At 40.1% G+C, this 24,680-nt stretch carries 21 protein-coding genes; all 21 read right to left on the bottom strand.

The window, feature by feature from the left end:
- Positions 1 to 168: 168 nt before the first annotated feature.
- The gene (gene uvrA, locus AB1498_12640) at positions 169 to 2,979 is read right to left on the bottom strand and encodes an excinuclease ABC subunit UvrA (GenBank protein ID MEW6089139.1); all 2,811 of its coding nucleotides are present in this window, start codon (positions 2,977 to 2,979) and stop codon (positions 169 to 171) included.
- Between the two features lie 103 nt (positions 2,980 to 3,082).
- Positions 3,083 to 3,619 (bottom strand): hemerythrin domain-containing protein, encoded by a 537-nt coding sequence (locus AB1498_12645; protein MEW6089140.1) that lies wholly within the window; start codon positions 3,617 to 3,619, stop codon positions 3,083 to 3,085.
- Between the two features lie 25 nt (positions 3,620 to 3,644).
- Positions 3,645 to 4,271, bottom strand: coding sequence for an MBL fold metallo-hydrolase (locus AB1498_12650; protein MEW6089141.1), 627 nt, complete (start codon positions 4,269 to 4,271; stop codon positions 3,645 to 3,647).
- Between the two features lie 116 nt (positions 4,272 to 4,387).
- Complete coding sequence (locus AB1498_12655) at positions 4,388 to 5,059, bottom strand: lysophospholipid acyltransferase family protein (protein MEW6089142.1); 672 nt, start codon at positions 5,057 to 5,059, stop codon at positions 4,388 to 4,390.
- Position 5,060: 1 nt separating this feature from the next.
- Positions 5,061 to 6,788 carry an ABC transporter ATP-binding protein gene (locus AB1498_12660; GenBank protein MEW6089143.1) on the bottom strand — a complete coding sequence of 576 codons (1,728 nt, stop codon included), beginning with the start codon at positions 6,786 to 6,788 and terminating at the stop codon, positions 5,061 to 5,063.
- Positions 6,789 to 7,922: a lipid-A-disaccharide synthase gene (gene lpxB / locus AB1498_12665; protein MEW6089144.1), complete on the bottom strand. Its 1,134-nt coding sequence runs from the start codon at positions 7,920 to 7,922 to the stop codon at positions 6,789 to 6,791.
- Positions 7,923 to 7,947: 25 nt separating this feature from the next.
- Positions 7,948 to 8,754: a UDP-2,3-diacylglucosamine diphosphatase LpxI gene (gene lpxI, locus AB1498_12670; protein ID MEW6089145.1), complete on the bottom strand. Its 807-nt coding sequence runs from the start codon at positions 8,752 to 8,754 to the stop codon at positions 7,948 to 7,950.
- Positions 8,755 to 9,032: 278 nt separating this feature from the next.
- Positions 9,033 to 10,010 carry a Gfo/Idh/MocA family oxidoreductase gene (locus AB1498_12675; protein ID MEW6089146.1) on the bottom strand — a complete coding sequence of 326 codons (978 nt, stop codon included), beginning with the start codon at positions 10,008 to 10,010 and terminating at the stop codon, positions 9,033 to 9,035.
- An 86-nt stretch (positions 10,011 to 10,096) separates the two neighbouring features.
- The gene (gene lpxA, locus AB1498_12680) at positions 10,097 to 10,870 is read right to left on the bottom strand and encodes an acyl-ACP--UDP-N-acetylglucosamine O-acyltransferase (protein ID MEW6089147.1); all 774 of its coding nucleotides are present in this window, start codon (positions 10,868 to 10,870) and stop codon (positions 10,097 to 10,099) included.
- A complete protein-coding gene (gene fabZ / locus AB1498_12685) occupies positions 10,842 to 11,309 on the bottom strand; it encodes a 3-hydroxyacyl-ACP dehydratase FabZ (GenBank protein ID MEW6089148.1) in 468 nt (155 codons plus the stop codon). The genes lpxA and fabZ overlap by 29 nt, the downstream gene beginning before the upstream one ends.
- Positions 11,310 to 11,320: 11 nt before the next feature.
- Entirely contained in the window at positions 11,321 to 12,172 is an 852-nt protein-coding gene (gene lpxC, locus AB1498_12690) for a UDP-3-O-acyl-N-acetylglucosamine deacetylase (protein MEW6089149.1), read from the bottom strand.
- Position 12,173: 1 nt separating this feature from the next.
- On the bottom strand, positions 12,174 to 13,196 hold the full coding sequence (gene lpxD, locus AB1498_12695; GenBank protein ID MEW6089150.1) for a UDP-3-O-(3-hydroxymyristoyl)glucosamine N-acyltransferase: 1,023 nt from the start codon (positions 13,194 to 13,196) through the stop codon (positions 12,174 to 12,176).
- A 20-nt stretch (positions 13,197 to 13,216) separates the two neighbouring features.
- Complete coding sequence (locus tag AB1498_12700; protein ID MEW6089151.1) at positions 13,217 to 13,735, bottom strand: OmpH family outer membrane protein; 519 nt, start codon at positions 13,733 to 13,735, stop codon at positions 13,217 to 13,219.
- A 77-nt stretch (positions 13,736 to 13,812) separates the two neighbouring features.
- Complete coding sequence (gene bamA, locus AB1498_12705; protein ID MEW6089152.1) at positions 13,813 to 16,188, bottom strand: outer membrane protein assembly factor BamA; 2,376 nt, start codon at positions 16,186 to 16,188, stop codon at positions 13,813 to 13,815.
- 1 nt (position 16,189) lies between these two features.
- Positions 16,190 to 18,610, bottom strand: coding sequence for an ATP-dependent Clp protease ATP-binding subunit (locus AB1498_12710; GenBank protein ID MEW6089153.1), 2,421 nt, complete (start codon positions 18,608 to 18,610; stop codon positions 16,190 to 16,192).
- A gap of 17 nt (positions 18,611 to 18,627) precedes the next feature.
- On the bottom strand, positions 18,628 to 19,683 hold the full coding sequence (locus AB1498_12715) for a protein arginine kinase (protein ID MEW6089154.1): 1,056 nt from the start codon (positions 19,681 to 19,683) through the stop codon (positions 18,628 to 18,630).
- A 1-nt stretch (position 19,684) separates the two neighbouring features.
- The gene (locus AB1498_12720; protein ID MEW6089155.1) at positions 19,685 to 20,191 is read right to left on the bottom strand and encodes a hypothetical protein; all 507 of its coding nucleotides are present in this window, start codon (positions 20,189 to 20,191) and stop codon (positions 19,685 to 19,687) included.
- 35 nt (positions 20,192 to 20,226) lie between these two features.
- Positions 20,227 to 21,132 carry a branched-chain amino acid transaminase gene (locus tag AB1498_12725; protein ID MEW6089156.1) on the bottom strand — a complete coding sequence of 302 codons (906 nt, stop codon included), beginning with the start codon at positions 21,130 to 21,132 and terminating at the stop codon, positions 20,227 to 20,229.
- A complete protein-coding gene (locus AB1498_12730; protein MEW6089157.1) occupies positions 21,119 to 21,820 on the bottom strand; it encodes an ABC transporter ATP-binding protein in 702 nt (233 codons plus the stop codon). The genes AB1498_12725 and AB1498_12730 overlap by 14 nt, the downstream gene beginning before the upstream one ends.
- On the bottom strand, positions 21,813 to 23,048 hold the full coding sequence (locus AB1498_12735) for a lipoprotein-releasing ABC transporter permease subunit (protein ID MEW6089158.1): 1,236 nt from the start codon (positions 23,046 to 23,048) through the stop codon (positions 21,813 to 21,815). Before AB1498_12735 ends, AB1498_12730 begins: the two co-directional genes overlap by 8 nt.
- A gap of 1 nt (position 23,049) precedes the next feature.
- A complete protein-coding gene (gene lysS / locus AB1498_12740; GenBank protein ID MEW6089159.1) occupies positions 23,050 to 24,477 on the bottom strand; it encodes a lysine--tRNA ligase in 1,428 nt (475 codons plus the stop codon).
- Positions 24,478 to 24,680: the final 203 nt, after the last annotated feature.

Below are 24,680 nucleotides of genomic sequence, written 5' to 3' on the forward strand. Positions count from 1 at the left end.
CTTGTTACCGACTGGAAAGATTATTCTTTTTCTGGTTCGCTTGATTTTAATTTGAATAAAATTATCAGTTAATGTTTACGCAGGCTAAAGCCTGCGGCTACAAAACCACCGGTAACTGACCGGTTACGTCCTCCTGTTACTCTGGCACCTCGATACCTCTCTGATACTTTACAATATTTCTTTTAATGACCGGCCTGTGTATGAATTTTTTACTTTCATGATTTCTTCAGGCGTCCCTTCCGCGACAATATACCCGCCCTCATCCCCGCCCTCCGGCCCAAGGTCAATAATATAATCCGCCGTTTTAATAACATCAAGGTTATGTTCTATTAACAAAACCGTATTACCGGCATCAACAAGCCTGTTTAATACTTCAAGTAATTTCTTAACATCGTCAAAATGAAGGCCTGTGGTAGGCTCATCCAGGAGGTAAAGTGTTTTGCCAGTCGCCCTTTTCGAAAGTTCTCCTGATAGTTTTATCCTCTGCGCCTCGCCGCCTGAAAGTGTCGTGGCGGACTGGCCCAATTTAATATATCCAAGCCCCACATCATAAAGCGTTTGCAGTATTCTTTTTACAGGCGGTATATTTTCAAAAAATTTCAACGCCTCATCAACACTCATTTCCAAAACCTCATAGATGTTTTTGCCTTTGTACCGGACTTCCAGTGTTTCCTTATTATACCTTTTCCCGCGGCAAACCTCGCAGGGGACATAAACATCCGGTAAAAAATACATTCCAATTCGTATAATCCCGTCACCCTCGCATGCCTCACAGCGGCCGCCTTTGACGTTAAAACTAAACCTGCCTGCTTTATATCCCCTTGCTTTCGCGTCGGGCAGAAGAGAAAATAAATCCCGGACAGGGGTAAATAATCCTGTGTAGGTCGCGGGGTTTGACCGCGGAGTGCGTCCGATAGGAGATTGGTCTATGTCAATTACTTTATCAATGTTTACCAATCCCGTTATTTCTTTAACATTTTCAAACTTTTTTGACGAATGGTAATAATACGATGAAAGCGCGGGATAAATCGTTTCCTCCACTAAACTGCTTTTACCTGAACCGGAAACACCCGTGACGCACACCAGCATACCTAAAGGAATTTCCACATCGATGTTCTTTAAGTTATTATGTTTAATGTTTTTAAATATCAGATATTTCCCATTTCCTTTCCTTCTTTTTGGAGGAATTTCTATCTTCTTTTCACCTCTCAAATATTTGCCTGTTAAGGAATTTGCGCATTCCAGAACATTGTCAATTGTCCCGGCTGTTATAACCTCCCCGCCGTTAATGCCCGCCCCCGGTCCAAGGTCAACAACATAGTCCGCGGTCCTGATTGTTTGTTCGTCATGTTCAACAACAATCAGGGTATTGCCTAAATTCCTTAACCTGATCAGGGATTCGATCAGCCTGCTGTTATCCCTCGCATGGAGCCCGATACTCGGCTCATCCAGGACATAAAGCACCCCGACAAGACCGGAACCTATTTGTGTGGCTAACCTGATCCTTTGAGCCTCCCCGCCGGAAAGCGTTCCGGCGTTCCGTCCCAGAGTAAGATAATCCAGCCCGACATTCGATAAAAACATTAACCTTGCTTTTATCTCTTTTAATATCCTTTCTGCCACAAATTTATCCCTTTGAGAAAGCGAAACGTTGTTAAAGAACTTTATTAAGTCTTTTATGGAACATGATGTCAATTCAATTATGTTCATTTTTTCAATTTTTACCGACAGGCTTTCAGGTTTTAACCGCTCACCTCTGCAGGACGGGCAATTATGGCTTGACATATACCCGGAAATCCACTCCCTTATATATTCGGATTTTGTTTCTTTGAACCTTCTTTCGAGGTTTCGTATTACCCCTTCAAACCTGCCGCTGTGTTCAAAAAAACTGGAAGCCCCGCGGTATTCAAATCTGATCCTTTCATCGCCTGTACCGTAAAGAATTATATTCTTTATTCTGTTGTCCAGTTTTGACCATGGTGTGTCCAAACTAAAATTGTAATGCCTGCTTAAACTTGATATCATCTGCTGGTAGTAACGCGCGGTTTCGTTTCCCCACGGCTCAATGGCCCCTTCGTTAATCGAGAGGCCGCTGTCCGGAACTACCAAATCGGGATTCAGCTCCATTTTCGTCCCAAGTCCGGAGCATACAAGGCACGCGCCAAACGGGCTGTTAAATGAGAACATCCTTGGAGTTAATTCCGCCAAGCCCGTCCCGCATTTACTGCATGAATAACTTTCGCTGAAGATTTTTTCCTTCCCGTCATTAACTATCAAAACCAATCCCTGGCCAAGTTTTAAAGCTGTTTCGATGGAATCGGTCAATCTTTTTTGCCCCCCCTGGTTGACCGCGAGACGGTCAACAATTACTTCCACATTATGCTTCTTGTTCTTGTCCATCTTTATTTCTTCAGAAACATCATATACATTTCCATCCACACGGACACGGACAAAACCTTCTTTCTCCAACTGCTGGAATAATTTCTTGTATTCGCCTTTCTGGCCCCTTATGACCGGGGACAGGATTTCAATCTTTGTTTCTTCCTTAAAACATAAAATCCTTTCAACTATTTCCTGCGCGGTCTGCCTTTCAATCTTTTTCCCGCATTTATAACAGTACGGCACGCCTATCCTGCTGTATAACAACCTGAAATAATCATAAATCTCGGTTATTGTTCCCACGGTTGAACGCGGATTTTTGCTGATTGTTTTCTGTTCTATGGCGATCGCGGGCGAAAGCCCCTCGATATATTCAACATCGGGCTTTTCAATCTGCCCCAAAAACTGGCGCGCGTATGCGGAAAGCGACTCCATGTATCTTCTTCTCCCTTCAGCGTATATCGTGTCAAACGCGAGTGAGGATTTCCCCGAACCGCTCAGACCCGTAATAACAGTAAATTTGTTCCTTGGAATTTCAAGGTCGATATTTTTGAGATTGTGCTCTTTCGCGCCTTTGATTATAATTTTTTCATTATTCATAATTAATATATTATAACAAAAAAACCCACGTAATAACATGGGTTTTAAATTTAATAATCCATCGCGGTAATTTTTAACGGCAGTGCCCTGCCGGAGTTAATAATCAACCTTCCTTTTTTAATTGTTCAACCACTATTTTATATTTTTCATGTATCATAACCCTGTCAAATTCCCAGAATTCTTTCAGCATTGCCTGAAGTTCTTCCGCTGAAAAATATTTCTCGGATTCAGGAAAAAATATATTATCTTCTTTTTTGATATGCCTGGGATAAAATTCTACTAAAATATCCAATTTTTCCGATATTATTTTTGACGTGTCTTCTCCTTTTATGTAATTTTCTTTTGCCTTTACCAATTCACTCACGGTTTTTCTACCGAATTTATGTTCCTCAATAAGCTCATTCATAATCTTCGTGTCAGTTTCAGACATATTTTTTTTAGCGCAGTCACGAAATAATATATCTTCTTCTTTCCCATGATGAGTCTTATCAGCGTAAACCCGTATAAAATCAACCGCAGTATCGATAAAAGCCGGGTTTATATCCCTTTTTCCCTTTATTTTTGCCGATTTTTTTTTAATGATTTCAATCATTTTTTCAATAAGCCTGTGTTCAATCATTAACTGACCTCTTGGTTTCATAAAAGTCCCCTATATTAATTCAGGATTATAGATTTTTCAGAAATGGATTATATTTTTTTTCTTTTCCGATTGTTGAAGATGGGCCGTGGCCGGGATAGATTATTGTATCATCAGGATAAAGAAAGAGCTTGTTTTTTATGGATGAATAAATCTCCTTTTCCGAACCGCCGGGCAAATCTGTCCTGCCGATACCACCGGCGAAAAGCGTATCTCCTGTAAATATTATATTTTTACATTTCAGAGATATACTGCCGGGTGTATGGCCGGGCGTATGGATTACTTTTAATTCAAGCGAACCAGCTCTGACAACCTCTTTATCTTTTAAATATGCGTCAGGCGAAATCGCGCTGATTTCATATCCTAAAAAATCGGATAAATTGTGAAACCTCGAAACGAGCATTTTACCGTCCTCTTCATGTATTAAAAGGGGGCTTTTTGAATATTCCTTTAACGCTTTATTGTCAAACGTGTGGTCAATATGGCCGTGGGTATTAATGATTGCCGAAATTATTAATGAATTATTTTTAATAATTTCAATTATTTCAACAGCATTCCCGCCCGGGTCAATCACAACAACCTCTTTGGTTTTATCATCCCCGAAAATATAGCAATTAACTTCTAAAGGGCCTACTACTATTTGTTCTAAAAACATTCAACACCTGCAAAATAAGATTTTAATCATCACCATAACTCTTAATCTAAATTCCAACCATTTAATATACAATTTTATTGATGTTATTATAAAATAATTATGAGAGGTATGCAACATCAGGATTTAAAATACCTCTCTGCCTCTTCAACAATTTCATCAAGTCCCTGATTGAGTTTTACCTGGACATCCCTGATTTCTTCACCGCGGGCGTTCCCAGGCACAAACACCGGCCTGCCGTACACAAATACTGCCTTATTAAACGGGAGGGGCAGGATAAAATTATCCCAGCTTTTAAAAACTTTTTTCTTCTTTACATCATAAGCAAGCGGTAAAATCGCGGCGCCTGTTTTCCGGGCCAGCAGAAGCACTCCGGGCTGGACTTTATATTTCGGTCCCCGCGGGCCGTCAGGCGTAAAACCGGTATCATGACCTTCTTTTACCGCCTCAATCATCTGGTTTAGCGCCTTCCTGCCCGAATAAAAACTCGAACCCCGTATTGTTTTATAACCCAGGGCCTCGATTATCCTGGTTGTATATTCCCCGTCCCTGCTTGGGCTGACTAAAACCCTTATTCCGCGGTTACGGTAAAAGTAACATGTAAAAAATATCCTGTTATGCCAGAAGGTGTAGATTATCCCGTTTTTATTTTTTTTTAATTCTTCTTCATAATGCCGGTGGACAAAATCGATCCTGGTCGTCCAGCCGACAAATTTTACAAATAAGGAACCTAAGACAGGACTGATAAAAAGCAGAATTTTTCGATAAAACCTTTTTATTGTTTTTCTCATTTCAAGTCAAGTCTTTAAACTGTATTTCATACAGATGTTTATACAAACCGCATTTTTGTATTAAATCTTCATGCCTGCCGCTGTCAATAATCCTGCCCTTTTCCATAACAATTATACAATCAGCGCTGATTATTGTCGATAACCTGTGCGCGATCGCGAAAGTTGTCCTGTTTTCCATTAAATTTTTCAAAGCTGACTGCACGAGGCGTTCAGATTCAGTATCAAGAGACGATGTGGCTTCATCGAGAATTAAAATCGGTGGATTTTTAAGGACCGCCCGCGCAATCGCCAGTCTCTGCCTCTGCCCGCCTGACAACTGGACCCCGCGTTCCCCGATGACCGTTTCATATTTTTTTGGAAGTTGTTCAATGAAATCATGTGCGTTCGCGCGTTTTGCCGCTTCAATAACCGATTTCATTTCAGCTTCCTGGTGCCCGTAGGCAATATTATTTCTTACAGTATCATAAAAAAGAATGGTTTCCTGCGTTACAATACCAATCTGGTCGCGCAGGGATTTAATCTTTACATCCCTGATGTCCGCCCCGTCAATAGTAATACGTCCCGAATCAGGGTCATAAAAACGCATTAAAAGGTTCACGAATGTTGTTTTGCCTGCCCCGCTTGCGCCAACAAGCGCAACCATTTGCCCGGCTTTAACATCAAAATTTATGTCCGTCAGGACTTTTTCTCTATTTTCATAAGAAAAATTAATATTTTCATATTTTATATTATGTTTGACCGGGGATAAATCCACTGCGCCGTCTTTTTCAATAATTTGCGGTTTAATATCAAGAAGAGAGAATATCCGGGAACCGGCCGCCTCAGCCTGCTGGATGTTATTGTTGACCTGCGTTAAACTTTTAACAGGGCGGTAAAAGGCAATAACCGCCGCTATAAAGCTTATAAAATCCCCGGGGGATAACTTGCCGCTGAATATTTGATTAGCTCCATAATAAATCGCGAATCCGAACCCGATTGAACCGAATAATTCCATTAAAGAAGGTATAGCAATGTTTATTTTTATTGTTTTCATAATAAGCCTGAAAAAACTCATATTTTCATCTTTAAACTTCTTGATTTCATAATCTTCCATTGAAAACGCTTTTACGATACTTATACTTGAAAATACCTCCTGCAATAAAGCGGTAATATCGGACAGTTTTTCCTGGACACCCGTATTTATGCGCCTGAGTTTCCTGCTGTATTCAACAACCGGCCAGATTGCCAAAGGATAAATTATCACACAGAGAAACGCCAGTTTCCAGTGGAGATAGAAAATATAACTTCCCAATCCGAGAACTACCAGCGGCTGGAGAATAATATCCGAAAAAAGAATTGTAATTGTGTTTTGAATAGTTGAAATATCATTAATCAGGTGGGACATCAAATCGCCTGTTCTTTTTTTGTTATAAAAACTTAATGACATAGTATGGAGATGCTTGTAAACTTCATCCCGTATATCGCGGATAACACTATGCCCCACGTACGACATCAGGTATTCATGCGTATACTGTGAAACTATTTTCAAAAATATCACTAAAAAGGCTGATAAAATAATATACGGCAGGATTTCAAGATTTTTGGCGATAAAGCTTTCATCTATAATTTTCTTAAAAATCCAGAATTGCAGCGTGTTAAAGACCGCGTGACCTGACATAAAAACAAACGCAATTAAGACTTTGCGCCAGTGAGGAGCAATATAATTATAAAGCTTCTTTAAATTTGACATTTATTTTAATTCCTTTAGAATAGATAAAGCCGCCCGTTTTGCCGCACCGGGGTCTCCTAATTTTTTATATATGGAAATCAAATTTTCTTTCATTTCTTCATGTTTATTTTTGTTTTGAATTAATTCCCACACGGCCGGATAAATTTTTCCCGCCCTCGCGTTTCCCTGGAGAAATTCGGGCACAATCATTTTCCCCGCCAGGATATTAGGCAGCCCCAGATACGGTATTTTAATTAGAATCCTCGCGAGAATAGATGAAAAAAAGCTTATTTTTCCCAAAATTACCATAGGTGTTTTCAAAATAGCCGTTTCTAATGTCGCGGTACCTGAAGCGACCATCACAATATCGGATACGGATATTAGTTCGTAATTCCACCCGCATATTATCGAAACGGGAAAGTCCGCTTTTTTCAGGTTTTTTTCTATTACTTTTATGTCAAGGTTATTCGCCCAGCATATAAAAAATTGGATCGCGGGCATATTATTTTTCAACCTTTTGCAGACATCAGCCATAACAGGCAATAAATTATTTACTTCTTCCGGCCTGCTCCCCGGTAAAAGCCCGATAACAGGGGCATTTTCATTAAACCCGAATTTTTTCATTATTTCCTCTTTTGAAAATCCGGGTTTAACCAGGTCCAGGAGAGGATGGCCGACAAACTCGGCATTTATCCCGGCTTTTTTGTAAATATCTTCTTCAAACGGCAAAATTACAATTATTTTTTTAATTAATTTTTTTAAAACATTTATCCGCCCGCTGTTCCAGGCCCAAATTTGCGGGCTGATGTAATAAACTACCGGGATTCTCTGGTTATTTAAAAAATGCGCAAGGCGGATATTGAAACCGGGATAATCTATCAAAATAACCAAAGAAGGCCGTTCCGAATATACAAATTTTTTAATTATATCAAAGGCTTTTTTAATTAAATTCAGGCGGGAAAATATCTCGGTAAAACCAAATATGGCAAGCTGGGTCGACTCAAATATTATTTTTGCGCCTTCCGCCTCCATCTTCTTGCTGCCGACTGCAAAAATTTCCAAATCAGGATTTAGTTTTTTTAATTCCCCGGTTAATAAGCCGCCGTGCAAATCACCCGATGCCTCCCCGGTAACAATAAGGATTTTATTTGTCATAATTACCACTTATTCCCATCCCTGCCTACTCAGCTACCACTATTGATATTCCTGCTTTATCCGCCATTTTAACTGTTTCTTCTTTATCAACCAGGAATGTTCTCCCCGCCTTAATGGCCAGGCAGCCTGCCTTTCCTTCAATCATAACTTTTACAGTTTCTGTCCCAACCGTCGCAATATCAAAACGATGGTCCTGGTTTTTTTTGCTGGTCTTGATTACAACCGCGTCTTTTGCCATTGACATTCCCCGCCTTATCGCCTCGGTTGTTCCTTCTATCGCCTCTATGGCTAAAATTGCTTTATTTTTCACAATAACTGTCTGGCTGATGTCTGATTCCGCGATTTTTTCAACTATCCGCATTCCAAAAAGAATGTCCTCTTTTTCATTTTCATTTGGTTTTCTTTTTGTCAGGGTCCCGGGAGGGAAAAGCAAATGAGATAAATATTTTGTCTGCGGCAGCACCTCTATGCCTTCACCGGCTAATTCGTCGACTATCGCCAGGAGTATTGTCGCGTCCTGGCGGTCTTTAAGTCTGCTTAAGAGCTTGATTGAACGCAAATCAAACCTGAGGTTTTTATAGAGCAGGGCTTTTTCCACTTTCCCGACCATAACCACCTCTTTTATTTTCTCATCTTTGAGTTTGGAGATGATCTTCCCTATTTGTGTGGGAGCAAAATTATAAACCTTATCAGTATATTCTTTCAATTCAGCGTTAGCATCTTTATCAGTTGTTATTGCCGTAATTTCCAGCCCGTTTTTTTTCATTGATTGAGCCAAAACAGCGGGGATTCTTCCTTTCCCGGCTATTAAACCGATTTTTTTATTTTCCAAATTTTTCTCCTTCAATGAGCACATCGTTTATGAAGTCCGCCTTAGGCGGACGAACAAAAATGATAGTGCGAATTGAACCCCGCACCAAAACTTTCAGCCAGTAATAAATAAAATCCTATTGATAGAAATTAAACACTTTTGCAGAACATTTACCTGCACATCTCAAGGTTTTTGGTGCGGGGTTTAACTTCGCTATCGCTTGTAAAATCATGTCTTCATTAAAAAAAGCCCGCGCAGAGAAAGCCCGGGCAAAAATAAAAATTTCCTTTTTGTAATATTTATTTACCAGCGTTTTTAATCATCTTCTGTTTTTTTAACATCTCCACAACATCAAGCGCCATCGCCAGGGACCTTAAATCCCCCATTTCAGAATTTGATTTTTTCTTTTTAATAACACTATTTATAAAATTCAATATCTCCAATTTTAAAGGATTATCTTTATGAACAAATATACGTTCAATAAAAGATTCCTGTTTATACCTGAGCGCCTCTTTCGTGAGTATATATTCACTTGCCGCCTGGCGGTGAATGTGCAAATCCTGGTCGGTATAGTCAAGAAAAATATAGGCGTCTTTTTGGGTCACGGCAAGCGTTCTTATTTTATGTTCAGTAACACGGCTTGCCGTGATATTGGCAATACACCCCGACTTGAATATCATCTGGATGTTGGCCAAATCTTCATGCTCTGAATAAACAGACGCCCCGGTCACATTGATTTTTTCGACCTCGGAATTGACGAGATTAAGAATAATATCAATATCATGAATCATTAAATCCATAACAACACCTATGTCTTTGACCCTGGGATTATACGGTCCAAGTCTTCTTGTTTCTATAAGCATAGGGTTTTCAACTATATTTTTTAATTCCTGGACAGCCGCGTTAAACCTCTCGACATGGCCGATGTGCAAAATCACGCCTTTTCCCCTTGCGATATTAAATAATTCCTTGCCTTCCTCAATAGTGCGCGTCATCGGCTTTTCCAGTAAAACAGGTATCCCCGCGGATAAAAAATCTTTCGCGATTTTGAAATGCAAACAAGTCGGGACAGCGATGCTTACAAAATCCACCTTGCCGAATAAATGCCGGTAGTCATTATAAGCAATAGTATTATAGTGGTTGGCCACTTCATTCGCCCGTTCTTTATTAATATCACACACCGCGGCAAGTTTAATTCCCATTAACTCCGCATAGACCCGCACATGGTATTCACCCATATGCCCGGCCCCGATAACACCCGCCCGTAATTCTCTCATATTAAATCTCCTTCATAGCTATTTATTATTATCAAAATCACAACTCCATTGTCAGCAAACTCATCAAAATTTTATTTAATAGAGCGCTATTTACAAATACCCCTCTTGGAAGATTCAACAAAATCAACAAAATGTTTTATTTCCGGCAGCGACAAATCGAGTTCTTTTTTAATTATATCGATGGATTTATCAATTGCCGTATTTTGGCCATAAAGAATCTTATACGCTTTTTTTAATTCAGCCCGGACATTCTGTGAAATTTTATTTCGGACAAGCCCCACTTTGTTTAAACCGTAAGGTTTTGCCGGATGGCCGTCTACCATAACATACGGAGGAATATCCTGTGTGACTTTTGACATTCCGCCGATCATTGCCATTGCCCCGATACGCACAAACTGGTGAATCCCCACCATCCCTGAAATAAACGCCTTATCTTCAATTGTAACGTGTCCTGTAGCGGCGCTGTAATTAACAATAACAACTTTATTCCCTATTTTACAATCGTGGGCGATATGCACGGACCCCATAAAAAAATTTTCATCCCCGATACTCGTTATACCGTCTTTGTGCTTGGACCTGTGGATTGTAACATACTCCCTGATAATGTTATCATTGCCGATTATTACACTGCTCTGATCGCCTTTATAACTCACATCCTGGGGGGCAGTCCCGATCACCGCCCCGGCGTATATATGGCAATTTCTTCCAATCTTTGCTTTCCCTTCGATATACACATGGGCATCAATTACGGTATTGTCGCCAATTTCAACATTTTCTTTTATTATCACATAAGGCCCGATATCCACATTCTTTCCCAGTTTTGCCTTTTTATCAATTATCGCCGTTTGATGAATTTTCATCATTTTCTCCCTTTTCAGAGCCTATAGTGGCCATTAATTCCGCCTCAGCCACTAATTTGCCGTCTACAAATGCCTCTCCCCTCATTTTACAAACACGCCCTTTTTTCTTTAAAATATTTACTTCAAATTTTAACTGGTCGCCGGGCACTACCGGTTTACGGAATTTGACAGCATCAATGGCCATAAAATACACAAGCTCGCCTTTTTTCTGCGCTTCTTTTAAAATTAGGATCCCTCCAACCTGGGCCATCGCTTCAACAATCAGGACCCCAGGCATAATAGGCCTGCCGGGAAAATGCCCGGTAAAAAATTCTTCATTAATTGTGACATTTTTTATGCCCGTGATTTTTTCCCCGCTTTTTATTTCGGTAATCCGGTCTACCAATAAAAATGGATACCTGTGCGGCAGTATTTTTTGAATTTCAGATATTTCCATCATGCCCAATCTCCTTATATTAAATGAACTTTTTTATTATCATTGAGAAATTTAGCTATTTGCTGGACTAATTCCACATTTAACGAATGGCCTGACTTAATCGCAATAATGTGGGACAAAACAGGTTTTCCCAGAAGATACAAATCCCCGATCAGATCTAAAATTTTATGACGGACACATTCGTTATCAAAGCGTAATTTTTCATTAAGTATGGCCGTCTCCCCGATAACTATCGCGTTTTCAAGGCTGCCGCCCTGCGCCAAATCGTTTTTCCGAAGTTCCCGGACCTCTTTCAAAAACCCGAAGGTCCGCGCCGGCGCAATATCATTTATAAATATTTCAGGATTTATTTGAAAACTTGCGAACTGTGTCTTTAAAATCGGATGGTCAAAATCTATGGTAAAACTTATCTTCATTTCATTTGACGGCAACGCGACAAGGTACCTGTCGCCTAAACCGGCCCATATCGGTTCATCAATAACAATGAAGCCCCTGTTTTCTTCCTGTTCCACAAGCCCCACATCCATTATCAGGTCAACAAAGGGCTTGGAACTTCCGTCTACCACAGGCGGTTCACCCGCGTCCATCTCCACAAAAGCATTATCTATTTCCAGGCCGGAGAAAGCCGCCAATAAGTGCTCCACTGTATGTATGGTTGTCTTGTCCTGGCCCAGGGTCACTTCCCTTTTACTATTAATCACACTGTCAATATTTCCGTTTATTATCTCATGTTTTGACTTGTCTATCCGGACAAATTGGATACCGGTATTCACCCTGGCGGGTAAAATTTTAATGGTAATTTTATTGCCGGTGTGGAGCCCCGTCCCTGAAAAATATATTTCTTTCTTTAATGTCTTTTGTTTCATGCTACTTTTTTTCGGTTAAACTGGCCCTTTTTTCCAGGCTGGAAATTTTCTTTTTCATGTCTTTCAGCTGGTTTAATAAAACCAATTGTTCTTTCGTCTCATTTAACGGCCTTGCCGGTGTCCCCCAGAATACGCCTGATGAAGGCAAAGATTTAGTCACACCGGACTGGGCCGCGATAATAGTCCTGTCTCCCACTTCTATTCCATTGGTAATTCCAACCTGCCCGGCAATTATGACTTCCTTGCCCACTTTACTGCTCCCGCCTAACGCGGCCTGCGCCACTATTAAACAATTTTCACCTATAGAAACATTATGGCCTATATGCACCAGATTATCAATTTTTGTGCCTTTCCCTATATTTGTATTTTTAAACTTGCCTCTGTCTATGGATGTATTTGCGCCTATCTCTACGTCATCCTCTATATTCACAAAACCCAAGTGCGGTATTTTAATATGTTTACAGTGTCTTTGTATATAACCAAACCCGTCAGACCCGATTACAACTCCCGAATGTATGATAACCCTTTTCCCGATACATGTTTTATCATATATAACCACGTGAGAATAAATCTTGGCTTTCTCGCCGATTTTGGAATTATTCCCTATATAACACAGCCCCGCGATAAACGATCCATCTCCTATTTCCGCCCCGTCCCCGATAATTGTATGCGGCCCGATAAAAACATCCCGCCCGATTTTGACATTTTTCCCAAGTACGCAGGTTGGATGAACGGAAGCGGGGTATTTTTCTCCCGGGATTAATTTATTAATCAGAAAAATAAACGAGAGGCACGGGTCCTGGACATAGATTACACACTTTTTTTGGATCCTACTTTTTAAATTAAAAGGGGCGAGCACACAACAGGATAAGCTCTTCTCCAGAACAGGCAGATACTTTTCCTCCTGTATAAAAGTGATCTCATTTTCACCCGCGTCTTCCAATCCCCCAAAACCTTTTATCTTAAGGCCGCCGTCGCCCTGCAATTCACCTTCCACAATTTTTGCGATCTCTTTTGACTTCATCAAAATAATCCCTGTAAAAATTATTTTATTTCGTTTAATTCTTTTATGACCAAACCGGTTAAATCTATTTCCTGCGAACCATAAAGTATAGAACTATAATTTTTTTCCAATACTAAACTATACCCTTTTTCCTGCCCAATTTTATCAATAATATTTCTTATTTTTTTTATAAGAGGTTCTGTAAGCTCGGACTCCTTTTTTGATATTTCTTTCTTTGCGGACAAAGCCAATTTTTGATAAACCTCCATTTTCTCATTAATAACATTCTCTTTTTCTTTCTTTTTTTCCGCGCTAAGCATGACCTGCTCTTCCAGTGCCTTTTGCAGGCTTTCAATCTCAGCGCTAAGTTTATCTATTTCAACCTGTTTCTTATCAACCATACCCTGGAGTTCTTCTTTTGCTTTTTTTCCCACGTTGCACTCTTCAAGGGCCTTCTGGATATCGACAAAGCCAACTTTTAATACCTGGGCGGCATTTATTTTATAAGGTAAAAGATATATAATTCCAAATAATAATATAATACCTTTTAGTTTTTTCATCTATTTTCTCCTTATTTTCAATTTCAAAATTTATAGTATATCAAAATTCTATTATTTCCGCAAGAATTTAAGCAATTTTAAAATAACAGCCCGAGGTTAAAATGAAACAAGCCCCTGGGCTCCCCGCCTTCGTCAAAGCCCCATCCGTAATCAAGCATAATTGGGAAAACAGGGGTTTCAATACGGAGCCCAAGGCCCGCGCCTTTTCTTAATTCTGACATTTTAATGTCTTTAGTTTCATCCCACGCGTTGCCGGCATCATAAAAAATCAAGCCCCTGAGCTGGTCGGTCAACGGGAACATATATTCCGCATTTAACACAAGCATTGTTTTTTTCCCGTCGGCGATCCTTCTTTCCTCATACCCCCTGACCGTATACGCACCCCCTACATCAAACCGTTCAATTCTCGGCACATCCAGCGACCCGTCAAAACGGTTAACATAACCGGCCCTGCCCCTCAACACCATGACAAAATCATAAAATGTCCTGAAATGCCATCTGGTTTCTACTGTATTTTTCACAAAATTGCTTGTCCCGCCCAAAGGCCCGCCCGCGTAAGTTATCGACCACGTATTAATAGAGCCTTTTGACGGGAAAAAATAATTGTCTCTTGTATCACAAGTCAAAGTCAATCCCAGGCTCCGGGTGCTTACATCTTCTTCATTAACATCCGACGGAAGATTATAACTTCCTATCCTCCTGTAACGTCCTGATTCATTATTGTATCTTAAACCTGTTTTTACATAATCGCTTACTGGCCTGCCCAGCCTTATGGCCCACCCTTTTTTCTTATAAAGATAAGCTATGTCGTCCGCCTTCCCGTCAAAATCAATGTCTTCTTCCCCGTAGATTTCTCTTTCAGTATTGAACAAATCAAACCCGAATAAAGTTTTTGTGTCAAAGACATATGGGTCAGTGAAACTGAATTCATACTTTTGAGAGATTTTCCCAATCTGCCAGCTTAAATCAATTTCCTGCCCGTTTCCAAAAAGATTTGTTTTACTTATGGAAACATTGCCTGTTAATTTGTCCACGGAACTATATCCGACCCCCGCCATAAACCTCCCTGTGGATTTCTCTTTGACTTTTAATAAAAGGTTTAACCTGTCCATGAAAGACGTGGGCTGGGTATCTATTTGTATGTCTTCAAAATATCCGAGATTGAATATTTTCTGCACGCTCCTTCTTATCTTGACTCCATTAAAGATATCCCCCGGGTTTATAACAAATTCCCGCCTGATGACTTTGTCTTTAGTGACCTTGTTCCCGCTTATTTTTATTTTTTCCAGGAATACCTGGATGCCTTCTTCAATCTCAAAAAGCACGGAAACCGTCTTTTTTTCTTCATCAAACACCTGGCGGGGATTCACCTGGCAATAGATATAACCTATTTCTGAATAACTGGAACGGATATTTTCAATAATCTCCCTTACCCTGAAATTGCTAAAAACATCTCCTTTCCTGGCTTCTCTTTTAAAGATGCGCCCAATCATTATATTTTTCCATTCAGATTCCCTGTTCTCAGGAAATTTTGTCCTCCCGCTGAAAGTCACATTATCAAAATAGTATTTACCGCCTTCTTCAATATTAATATAAATATCCAGCCATGTATTTTTTATTGTAAACCTTCTCCATTTATAGCTTTCTATTTTTTCATCAACAGAATAATCTTTAATTTTTGCCTTAACATGGCCTTCGATGTCATATAATTCCACAATCTTTTTTAAATCTTCTTCAAAATCCTCTTTTTTAAAAACCCTGTCATGAAAAAAGATGAATGACCTTTCCCATGTTTTCAATTTATTCAATATTTTATTTTCAGGGATAACCGTATTCCCTGATATGCTTACTTTTCTAATCCGTATGGGACTGCCTTCTTCAATATTAAATTTAATGGTTACATAGGAATTATCATGTGAATATGTCTCTTTTGCCGTAACATCCGCGAAATAAAACCCTTTTTCTTTATACAAGTCTTTTATTTTTTGAATGTTAAAGGGCAGATTTTCCGGGTTATAAGATTTGCCGCGTTTTAATTGCTGTTTTACCGGGAGTTCTCTAAGGACCTCCTGTATTTCCTTGCTTTTTATTTCGTCATCTCCCGAGAATTTTATATCGTCAATTAATGTATTTTCTTCGACATAAAACACTAATTTTATGCCTTCCTTCATTTCCTGGAGGTCAATTTTTATATCTTTAAAAAGGCCTGTTTCATATAATCTCTTAAAATCACTTTTAAGAATTTCCTGTGAAAACTCACCGCCTTTTGTAAGCCTTATTTTATGCAGGATTATATTCCTGCTGCTCGCGAGTTTATTCCCTGAAACAGTGATATCAACTATGGTTTTACCGAAATAGCCGTTTTCCTGTGCCCTGTTTTTTAATTTGAATGAAATTAAAAAAAAGAGGCTGAGCATGACCAACTTTAAAAATTTATTTAATGCCTCTTTCATATTAAGCTTTCTCAAAGATTATCGATTCATCTTTTTGTTTAAGAAAAACAACATCTCCTTCTTTTATCTGGCCTTTTAGAAGTTCACCCGCCAAAAGGTCTTCAATATATTGCTGGATAATGCGGCGCAGGGGGCGCGCCCCCAGATTTTCATCATATCCTTTTTTAATAAGAAACCCTTTTGATTCCGCTGAAAGAACCAATTTTATCTTTTTTTCTTCAAGCCTTTTCAGCACATCGCTGATCATAAGGTCTATTATCTTTTCCAATTCATTTTTCCCCAGGGAACGAAAAACAATGACCTCATCAACACGGTTCAAAAATTCAGGGCGAAAAGTCTTTTTTAATTCCTGGATAAGTTTATATTTCATATCATTATAATTTTTTGTTTTATTATCTTTATTAAAACCGACTTTCTGCATCTTATTCTCAATTTCACGCGCGCCCACATTGGAAGTCATTATCAAAACCGTGTTCCTGAAATCTACCGTATGCCCAAGATTGTCGGTCAGGTGCCCGTCTTCCAGAACCTGGAGAAGTATGTTAAACACATCAGGGTGCGCCTTTTCTATTTCATCCAAAAGCACGACTGAGTAAGGCTTGCGGCGTATCCGTTCAGTTAACTGGCCGCCTTCGTCATAACCGACATATCCCGGCGGCGCCCCGATTAAGCGTGAAACGGCAAATTTTTCCATATATTCCGACATATCGATTTGAACCAGCGCGTCTTCATTCCCGAATAAAAAATCCGCCAGCACCTTCGCGAGTTCCGTTTTACCCACGCCGCTCGGTCCCAGAAAAATAAATGACCCAATGGGCCTTTTCGGGTCCCTGAGCCCCGCCCGGGCCCTTCGAATAGATTGTGATATAATATGTATTGCCTCGTCCTGCCCGGCAATTTTCTTTTTCAGTTCATCTTCCATCCGCAGAAGCCTGGCAGTTTCTTCTTCTTTAAGCTCTGTCACGGGAATACCTGTCCAGCGGGAAATAATATACGCTACATTTTCCGGTGTAATCTCCGGTTCATTTTGTTTTTGCGCCTCATACCATTCCTTTTTTCTCTCTTCAATGTTCTGCCTCTGTCTCCATTCTTTATCCCTCAGCATTGCCGCCTTTTCAAATTCCTGCGCTTTTATGGCATTGTCTTTTTCTTTTTGAATATATTTAATCTCCTTTTCAAAATCTTTCAAATCAGGCGGTAAATTGATTTTCTGCAATTTAACGCGCGCGCTTGCTTCATCAATAAGATCAATTGCCTTGTCCGGCAGGAACCTGTCAGAAACATATTTGTCCGATAATTCCGCGGCGGCGATTATGGCTTCATTGCTGATTTTAACATGATGATGAGTTTCATATCTTTCACGCAATCCTTTCAGGATTTCAATTGTTTCGGCAATATTCGTAGGTTCAATCAGGACAGATTGAAATCTCCGTTCTAATGCGCCGTCTTTTTCAATATATTTTCTATATTCATCTAATGTTGTCGCCCCTATACATTGAAGCTCACCCCTGGCGAGAGACGGTTTTAACATATTTGACGCGTCAATAGCGCCCTCGGCCGCCCCGGCCCCTATCAGGCTGTGTATTTCATCAATAAAAACAATAATATTTTTAGCGTGGCGTATCTCATTAATAATTGATTTCATTCTTTCTTCAAATTGCCCGCGGTATTTCGTACCCGCCACGATACCCGGCAAATCCAATGTTAAAACACGTTTGTTTAACAAGATCTCCGGGACATTTTTTTCTACTATTCTCTGCGCCAGGCCTTCTACAATCGCTGTCTTTCCGACACCCGCTTCCCCGATTAAAATAGGGTTATTTTTCATCCTGCGGCTTAAAATCTGGATGACCCTGTCTATCTCATTTTTGCGGCCGATAACCGGGTCAAGCTTTTTTTCACGCGATAACATTGTCAGATCACGGCAGAATTCGTCAATGACCGGTGTCTTGCTTTTTACCTTCTGTTTCACATTGGAGGCCGGGCCTCCATTAAGCAGTTTTAATATTTCCTCCCTCACTTTCTGGAAGGTGATTCCTAATTTGCCCAACACCTTTGCCGCTATGCTTTCTTCCTCTCTGATAAGCCCCAATAAAATATGTTCTGTCCCGACATAAGTATGATTAAAACTGCGGGCTTCTTCGATAGCCAATTCCAGAACCTTCTTTGCGCGCGAACTAAATGGAATCTCTCCCAGGGTCAGTATCCCCCCGCCTGTTTTTACCATTTCTTCAATCATAAAAATAATATTTTCCAGATCGGCGCCCAGGTTCTGCAAAATTACTGCCCCGACACCCTGGCCTTCCCGTATAAGCCCAAGAAGAAGATGTTCAGTACCTATATAATCATGATTAAGCCTCCCGGCCTCTTCCCTGGCCAATATGACCACTTTTCTCGCCCGTTCAGTAAATTTATCAAACATATTTTTGTCTCCCGCGGCTACTCCAGCATCTTTCTGATCAAATCAGCCCGCAATATATCACGGTTTTTAATATCCAAACGTTTCTTTTCCATATTTTGCAGGTGTCCCGGCTGGATTAACAGCATCATACGGTTTATGAGGCCAAAATCCATATTAATTTTAGATAAAATTTTTAAATCCACGCCTAATCTTACAAAAGACAATAAACTCAATGCCTCAGATGATGAAATGGTCCTGCAATGTTTAAGAATCCCATAGGCCCGCCATACTTTATCTTTTACCGCGGGGCTTGATTCGTTTAATAAATATTCCCTTGCTGTTTTTTCACAGTCAACAATATATTTGGCAATCTCTTCGACCTTTTTAATAATATCTTCCTCTTTAAAACCAAAGGCCCCCTGGTTGGAAATCTGGAACAAGTCCCCCAGTACTTTGCTGCCTTCACCATACAACCCCCGGATTATGACCCCCATTTTGCTTACAGATGAAATAATTTTATCGATCTGTTTTGTAAGAATTAAAGCAGGGAGGTGCAGCATTACAGATGCCCTTAACCCGGTCCCCAAATTTGTCGGGCAGGATGTTAAATATCCAAACAGGGGTGAAAAAGCGTAATTTATATTTTTGCTTAGTCTTTCATCCACGGCATCGATTATTTTCCATGTGGAATATAATTGCAGGCCGGAATGCAATGCCTGGAGCCTGAAATGGTCTTCTTCATTAATCATAACGCTGATTGTTTCAATATCATTGATGACCACGCCATAATTTTCTCCGCCCCTCGAATGCTCCTGGCTCATTAAATGGCGTTCGACCAGCAAAAGCCTCTCGATTTGAGTATAATCCCCAAGGTCCATAAAAATCGCGTCTTTAATAATCTCTTTTGACTCAAATATGTCTTTAGCGAGTAAAAATATTTTTTTGCGGTCATCCCCGTCAGAATTACAGGCAAAAGGTATACCTTCGATGTTTCGCGCTAAACGGATACGGGAGCTGATAACAATGTTATTTAATAAACTAGTTTCATTTAATATACTATTTGTTCTTTCGATTAATTTCTGAATAATCTGCATGTTATTTTTCAGCCTTTTCCAATAAATTTATCTCGTCCCGCGTGGCAGCGGCCTCTTCGTATTTCTCCTCAACCACCAGTTTTTTCAGTTTTCGTTTTAAACCCAGAAGTTCTTTCTGCCTGAAAGTTTCCGCTTTTTTATATTCGGGTATTTTCCCGACATGCTGTGTCCGCCCGTGAATGCGCCTGATTAAAGGGATTAATTCTTTTGAAAACGACTCGTAACAACCTGAACATCCCAGCCGCCCTTCCTCCCTGAAAATATCATATGACAATCCGCAATATTTACATGTTTTATTGTTTTCGTCTGTTTTTAATAATATTTTTTCATTAGGGACAGAGCTTGTTGCTAACGACGATATGTTAAATTGTTTTTCCGTAAAGTCAATATTTACTATCCCTTTTTTTTCGGCGCATACGGAACAAAAATGCATTTCCTTGATTTTATTGTTAAAAATCTCAGTATAATGAATATTTGCTTCCTTTTTTTTGCAATTTTCGCAAAGCATGTTTTTATCCCTTCACAAAGGCAGCCGGTTTACGGTTATTTAACATATGTCAGCCAGTTCTCAAACTTTTTATTTTTCCCGTTAACTATATTATAAAACTGCTCTTCAATCAATTTTGTAATGGGCCCTGTTTTCCCTGGCCCTATCTTACGGTGGTCAACTTCCTTAACGGCAGTGATTTCTGCCGCCGTCCCGGTTAAAAACACTTCATCCGCGATATATAACTCGTCGCGGCTGAAACGTTTTTCCTCTATTTCATACTTGCCGCCGGTTATTTTAAAAATAGTATCACGGGTAATTCCGCACAATGAATTATCCATGGGCGGGGTTTTTAATTTTCCATTTTTAATAATAAACACATTTTCACCTGTCCCTTCCGCGACAAAACCTTCGGGATCCAAAAGGATGGCCTCGTCATACCCGTTGTTTAACGCCTCGCACTTTGCCAATATTGAGTTGACATAACCGCCGCAGACCTTTGCCTTAGTCATAAAAATATTACTATGCAATCTTGTATATGAAGAAACCATGGTCCTTATGCCGTCCTGCCCTTCACCCAGATATTTTCCCCACGGCCATACTGCAATCGCGGCCCTGACCGGAGAATTTTTGGGATTAAGCCCCATTTGCCCGTAACCAAGATAAACCAGCGGCCTGATATACCCTGATGACAATTCATTGATTTTTATGGTATCAACTATGGCCTTGAATATCTCTTCCTCTTTAAAAGGAATTTTCATCTCCATAATATGCGCCGATTCGAAAAGACGCCGGACATGCTCTTTCAGCCTGAAAACCGCTGTCCCTTTTTTTGTGGAATAGCACCTTATTCCTTCAAAAACACCAAGCCCGTAATGGAGCGTGTGCGTTAAAATATGGACATTAGCGTCCTTCCAGTCATAGAATTCTCCATCCATCCAAATCTTCTTAGTTTCCTGCATGTATTTCCTCCCTGATAATCCCATCTGCCAAATGAACCCACCTGCTAAACCTTTTAGCCAATGATTCATTATGGGTTACTATAATGAACGTTTTCCTTTTAGTTTCATTTAATTCCTTAATCAAATTTAAAATATAATCACTGTTTTCTTTATCAAGGCTCCCTGTCGGCTCATCCGCGAGAATCAACTCAGGGCCGTTTACCAGCGCCCTCGCGATGGCGGCACGCTGTTGTTCCCCCCCTGAAAGCTCAGTGGGTTTACTTCTCGCTTTATGTTCTAAATGCACTGATTCCAGGAGATTAAAGGCTTTTTCCTCTAAATTTTTCCTGCCGGTTTTTTTTTCATAAATTAATGCCGGTAAAAATATATTTTCCAGGACGGTAAATTCCGGCAGTAAATTATAAAACTGGAATATAAACCCGATTTTTTCGTTCCGCCACCTGGCCCTCGTATTTTCCGAAAAATCATTTATATTCCTGCCTTCAAAATGGAGTTCACCGCTGTTTGGTTTGTCAAGAGCGCCAATTAGATGCAATAAAGTGCTTTTCCCGGAACCTGACGGCCCGGAAACGCCTATTATTTCACCGGCCTTTACCTCCAGATTTAACCCGTTCAACACATTGAGTTTTTTGTCCCCCTCATAATAATACTTTACCAAATCTTTGACTCTTAATATTATATCACTCATATCTTAACGCTTCCACAGGATTAAGTTTCGATGCCTGGTGCGCCGGGTATAACGCGGCCATAACACATATACAAACTGCCATAATGGATACAAAGGCGACGTCTCCCGTTTCCAGGTGTGTGGGAAGTTTGTCCAGATAATAAACATCAGCGGGTATTAGTACTATATCGAATGTCTCCTCGATAAATTTAATAATATTATCCAATGATTTTGAAAGCAATATTCCCGCGGCAGTCCCCAAAAGTGTCCCGGTGAGGCCGATAATCAGACCCAGCCGGATAAAAATAAACCGGATATTTCCTGAACTTGCGCCAAGCGATTTCAGGACCCCGATATCTTTTGTTTTTTCCATTACTATCATAATCAAGGTGCTTATTATGTTAAAAGCCGCAACCAGGACGCATAAAGTCATTATAATAATCATAACAATTTTCTCCAGGCGAAGCGCAGAGAAAAAATTGCGGTTCATGTCACCCCAGCTTCGGACCCAGTAAGGATAACCCAGCTTTTCCCGCAAATCTTCGCTTATTTTTTCCGCCTTGTTAAAATCAGAAACTCTTGTTTCAATCCCTGTTACAGCGTTGTTTTCGAGGCCGTAAAGTTTCTGCCCGCTTTTGAGAGAAACATATGCCAGACTCGCGTCATACTCATACATTCCCGTTTCGAACAAACCAACTACCTGAAATTCATTAGACTGAGGCATCATACCCATCGGGGTCATTATTACCTTCGTAATCGCTATCAATTTGTCCCCGACAGACAATCCGAGTTTTACGGCCAATTCACTTCCCAGGATAATCCCTTTTTCTCCAAAGTTCAGCTTGCCCTCCTTAATATTTTTCCCTAACGAATCAACAATTTCAGGCCTTTCTTCTTCAACCCCTCTTATGATAACACCGACCGTATTGGTTTTTGACTGAAGGATACTCTGTCCATAAATAAAAGGCGCGCTGGACACAATCCTCTTTTCATCTTTTATCATGTCCAGAACTTTTTCGTAATCCTGTAATCCCTTTTCACCCTGCTGGTAAATTACGATATGGCTGTTTGTTCCAAGAATTTTATCTGTCAGGTCTTTTTCAAAACCGCTCATTACGGCTAAAACCGTAATCAGGGCCATTACACCCACTGCCACGCCAAAAATGGAAATCAAGGTTATTACCGGGATAAATGCCTGGCGGCGTTTAGTTATTAAATAACGAAAACTGACAAACCATTCAAAAGACATTCTACAATTCCTTTTTCATCTGCGGAAAAAGTATAACATCCCTTATCGAATTACAATTGCAAAGGGTCATAACCAGGCGGTCGATACCTATTCCAAGGCCGGCGGCCGGCGGCATCCCATACTCCAAAGCCTGAACAAAATCCTCATCAATAACCTTTGGGGACTCCTCATCTTTTTCTTTTAACTGCTCCTCAAGTTTTTTCCTCTGTTCTACCGGATCGTTTTGCTCAGAATAAGCGTTTCCCAGCTCCTGCCCGCCAATAAAAAGCTCAAAACGTTCGGCAATCGCGGGATTATCGTCCCGGGTCTTTGACAGGGGGCTGAATTCTATAGGATAATCGGTAATAAAAGTCGGCTGGACAAGATTGGGTTCCACTAATTCCTCAAATATTTTATTTTTTAATTTATTGCCGTCATACCCTTCCGATTTAAACTGCAGGGCCTTTTTTTCATAAGTATCTTTGTCTATGCCGGATAACGCCCCATCAAATGTCAAGCATTTCCAGGGCGGTGTTAAATTTATTTTGTTCCCGTTCATTTCAAATTCCATCCCGCCAAATATACTCTCTGAAACATTTATAATTAAATCTCTGCACAATTCCATCATACTTTTATAATTAACATACGCCTGGTATATTTCAATCATGGTAAATTCCGGATTATGCCGCGTGGATATCCCCTCGTTCCTGAAATTCCGGTTTATTTCATACACCTTTTCAAAACCGCCGACCAGGAGCCTCTTCAAATAAAGTTCCGGCGCGACCCGCAAATATAAATCCATATCCAGGGCGTTATGATGCGTGGCGAAAGGCCTGGCTGAGGCCCCGCCCCATAAAGGCTGCATCATCGGAGTTTCAACCTCCAAAAAACCCTCTTTTTCCAGGAAATCCCTGATTGATTTGATTATCTTTGAACGGTAATAAAATACTTTTTTAACGTCGTCATTTACCAGGAGGTCCAGGTACCTCTGCCGGTATCTTAATTCAACGTCCTTAAGTCCATGCCATTTTTCAGGAAGAGGCCTTAACGATTTACCTAAAAATGTAACTTCTTTGGCAAAGATTGTAACTTCTCCCGTGTGGGTTTTAAAAACAGGGCCTTCTATACCGACAAAATCGCCGATATCCAGCGCCCTGGAAAATTCCTTTTTTGGTTCAGTATCAAGCTTTAAATAGACCTGTATCTGCCCGCTCTCGTCTTTGATATTGAAAAACACGGTCTTCCCGTGGCTCCGGAAGGAAATTATCCTACCCGCGGCTTTATATATCTCCTTACTCTCCTCTCCCTGGTTCAGGGAAGAATATTTATCAAAAATATCTTTGCTGGACGCGGTTTTTTTAAAATCATGCGGATAGGCATCAATATTCAATGCCTTTAAATTCTCTATTTTTTTTACTCTTTCAGCTGTCAGGAGATCGATTTTAGCCATGTTTTTTCACTTCCCTATTATTTATATAAATTAGTAATTATAACCTTTCTTTTCAATTTATGTCAAGGATAAAGTGGGAGAAGTATCCCCAAAATTTCAGCGTCAAAATAAAGCCGTTTGATAAATCAAATTATTTGTTTGGCCTGTTTTATTGAAAACTATGCCTGAATACTTTGCAAATATTTCTTTTATTCCGTCAGCAA

Source organism: bacterium (genome assembly GCA_040754625.1).
Taxonomy (GTDB): domain Bacteria; phylum JACRDZ01; class JAQUKH01; order JAQUKH01; family JAQUKH01; genus JAQUKH01.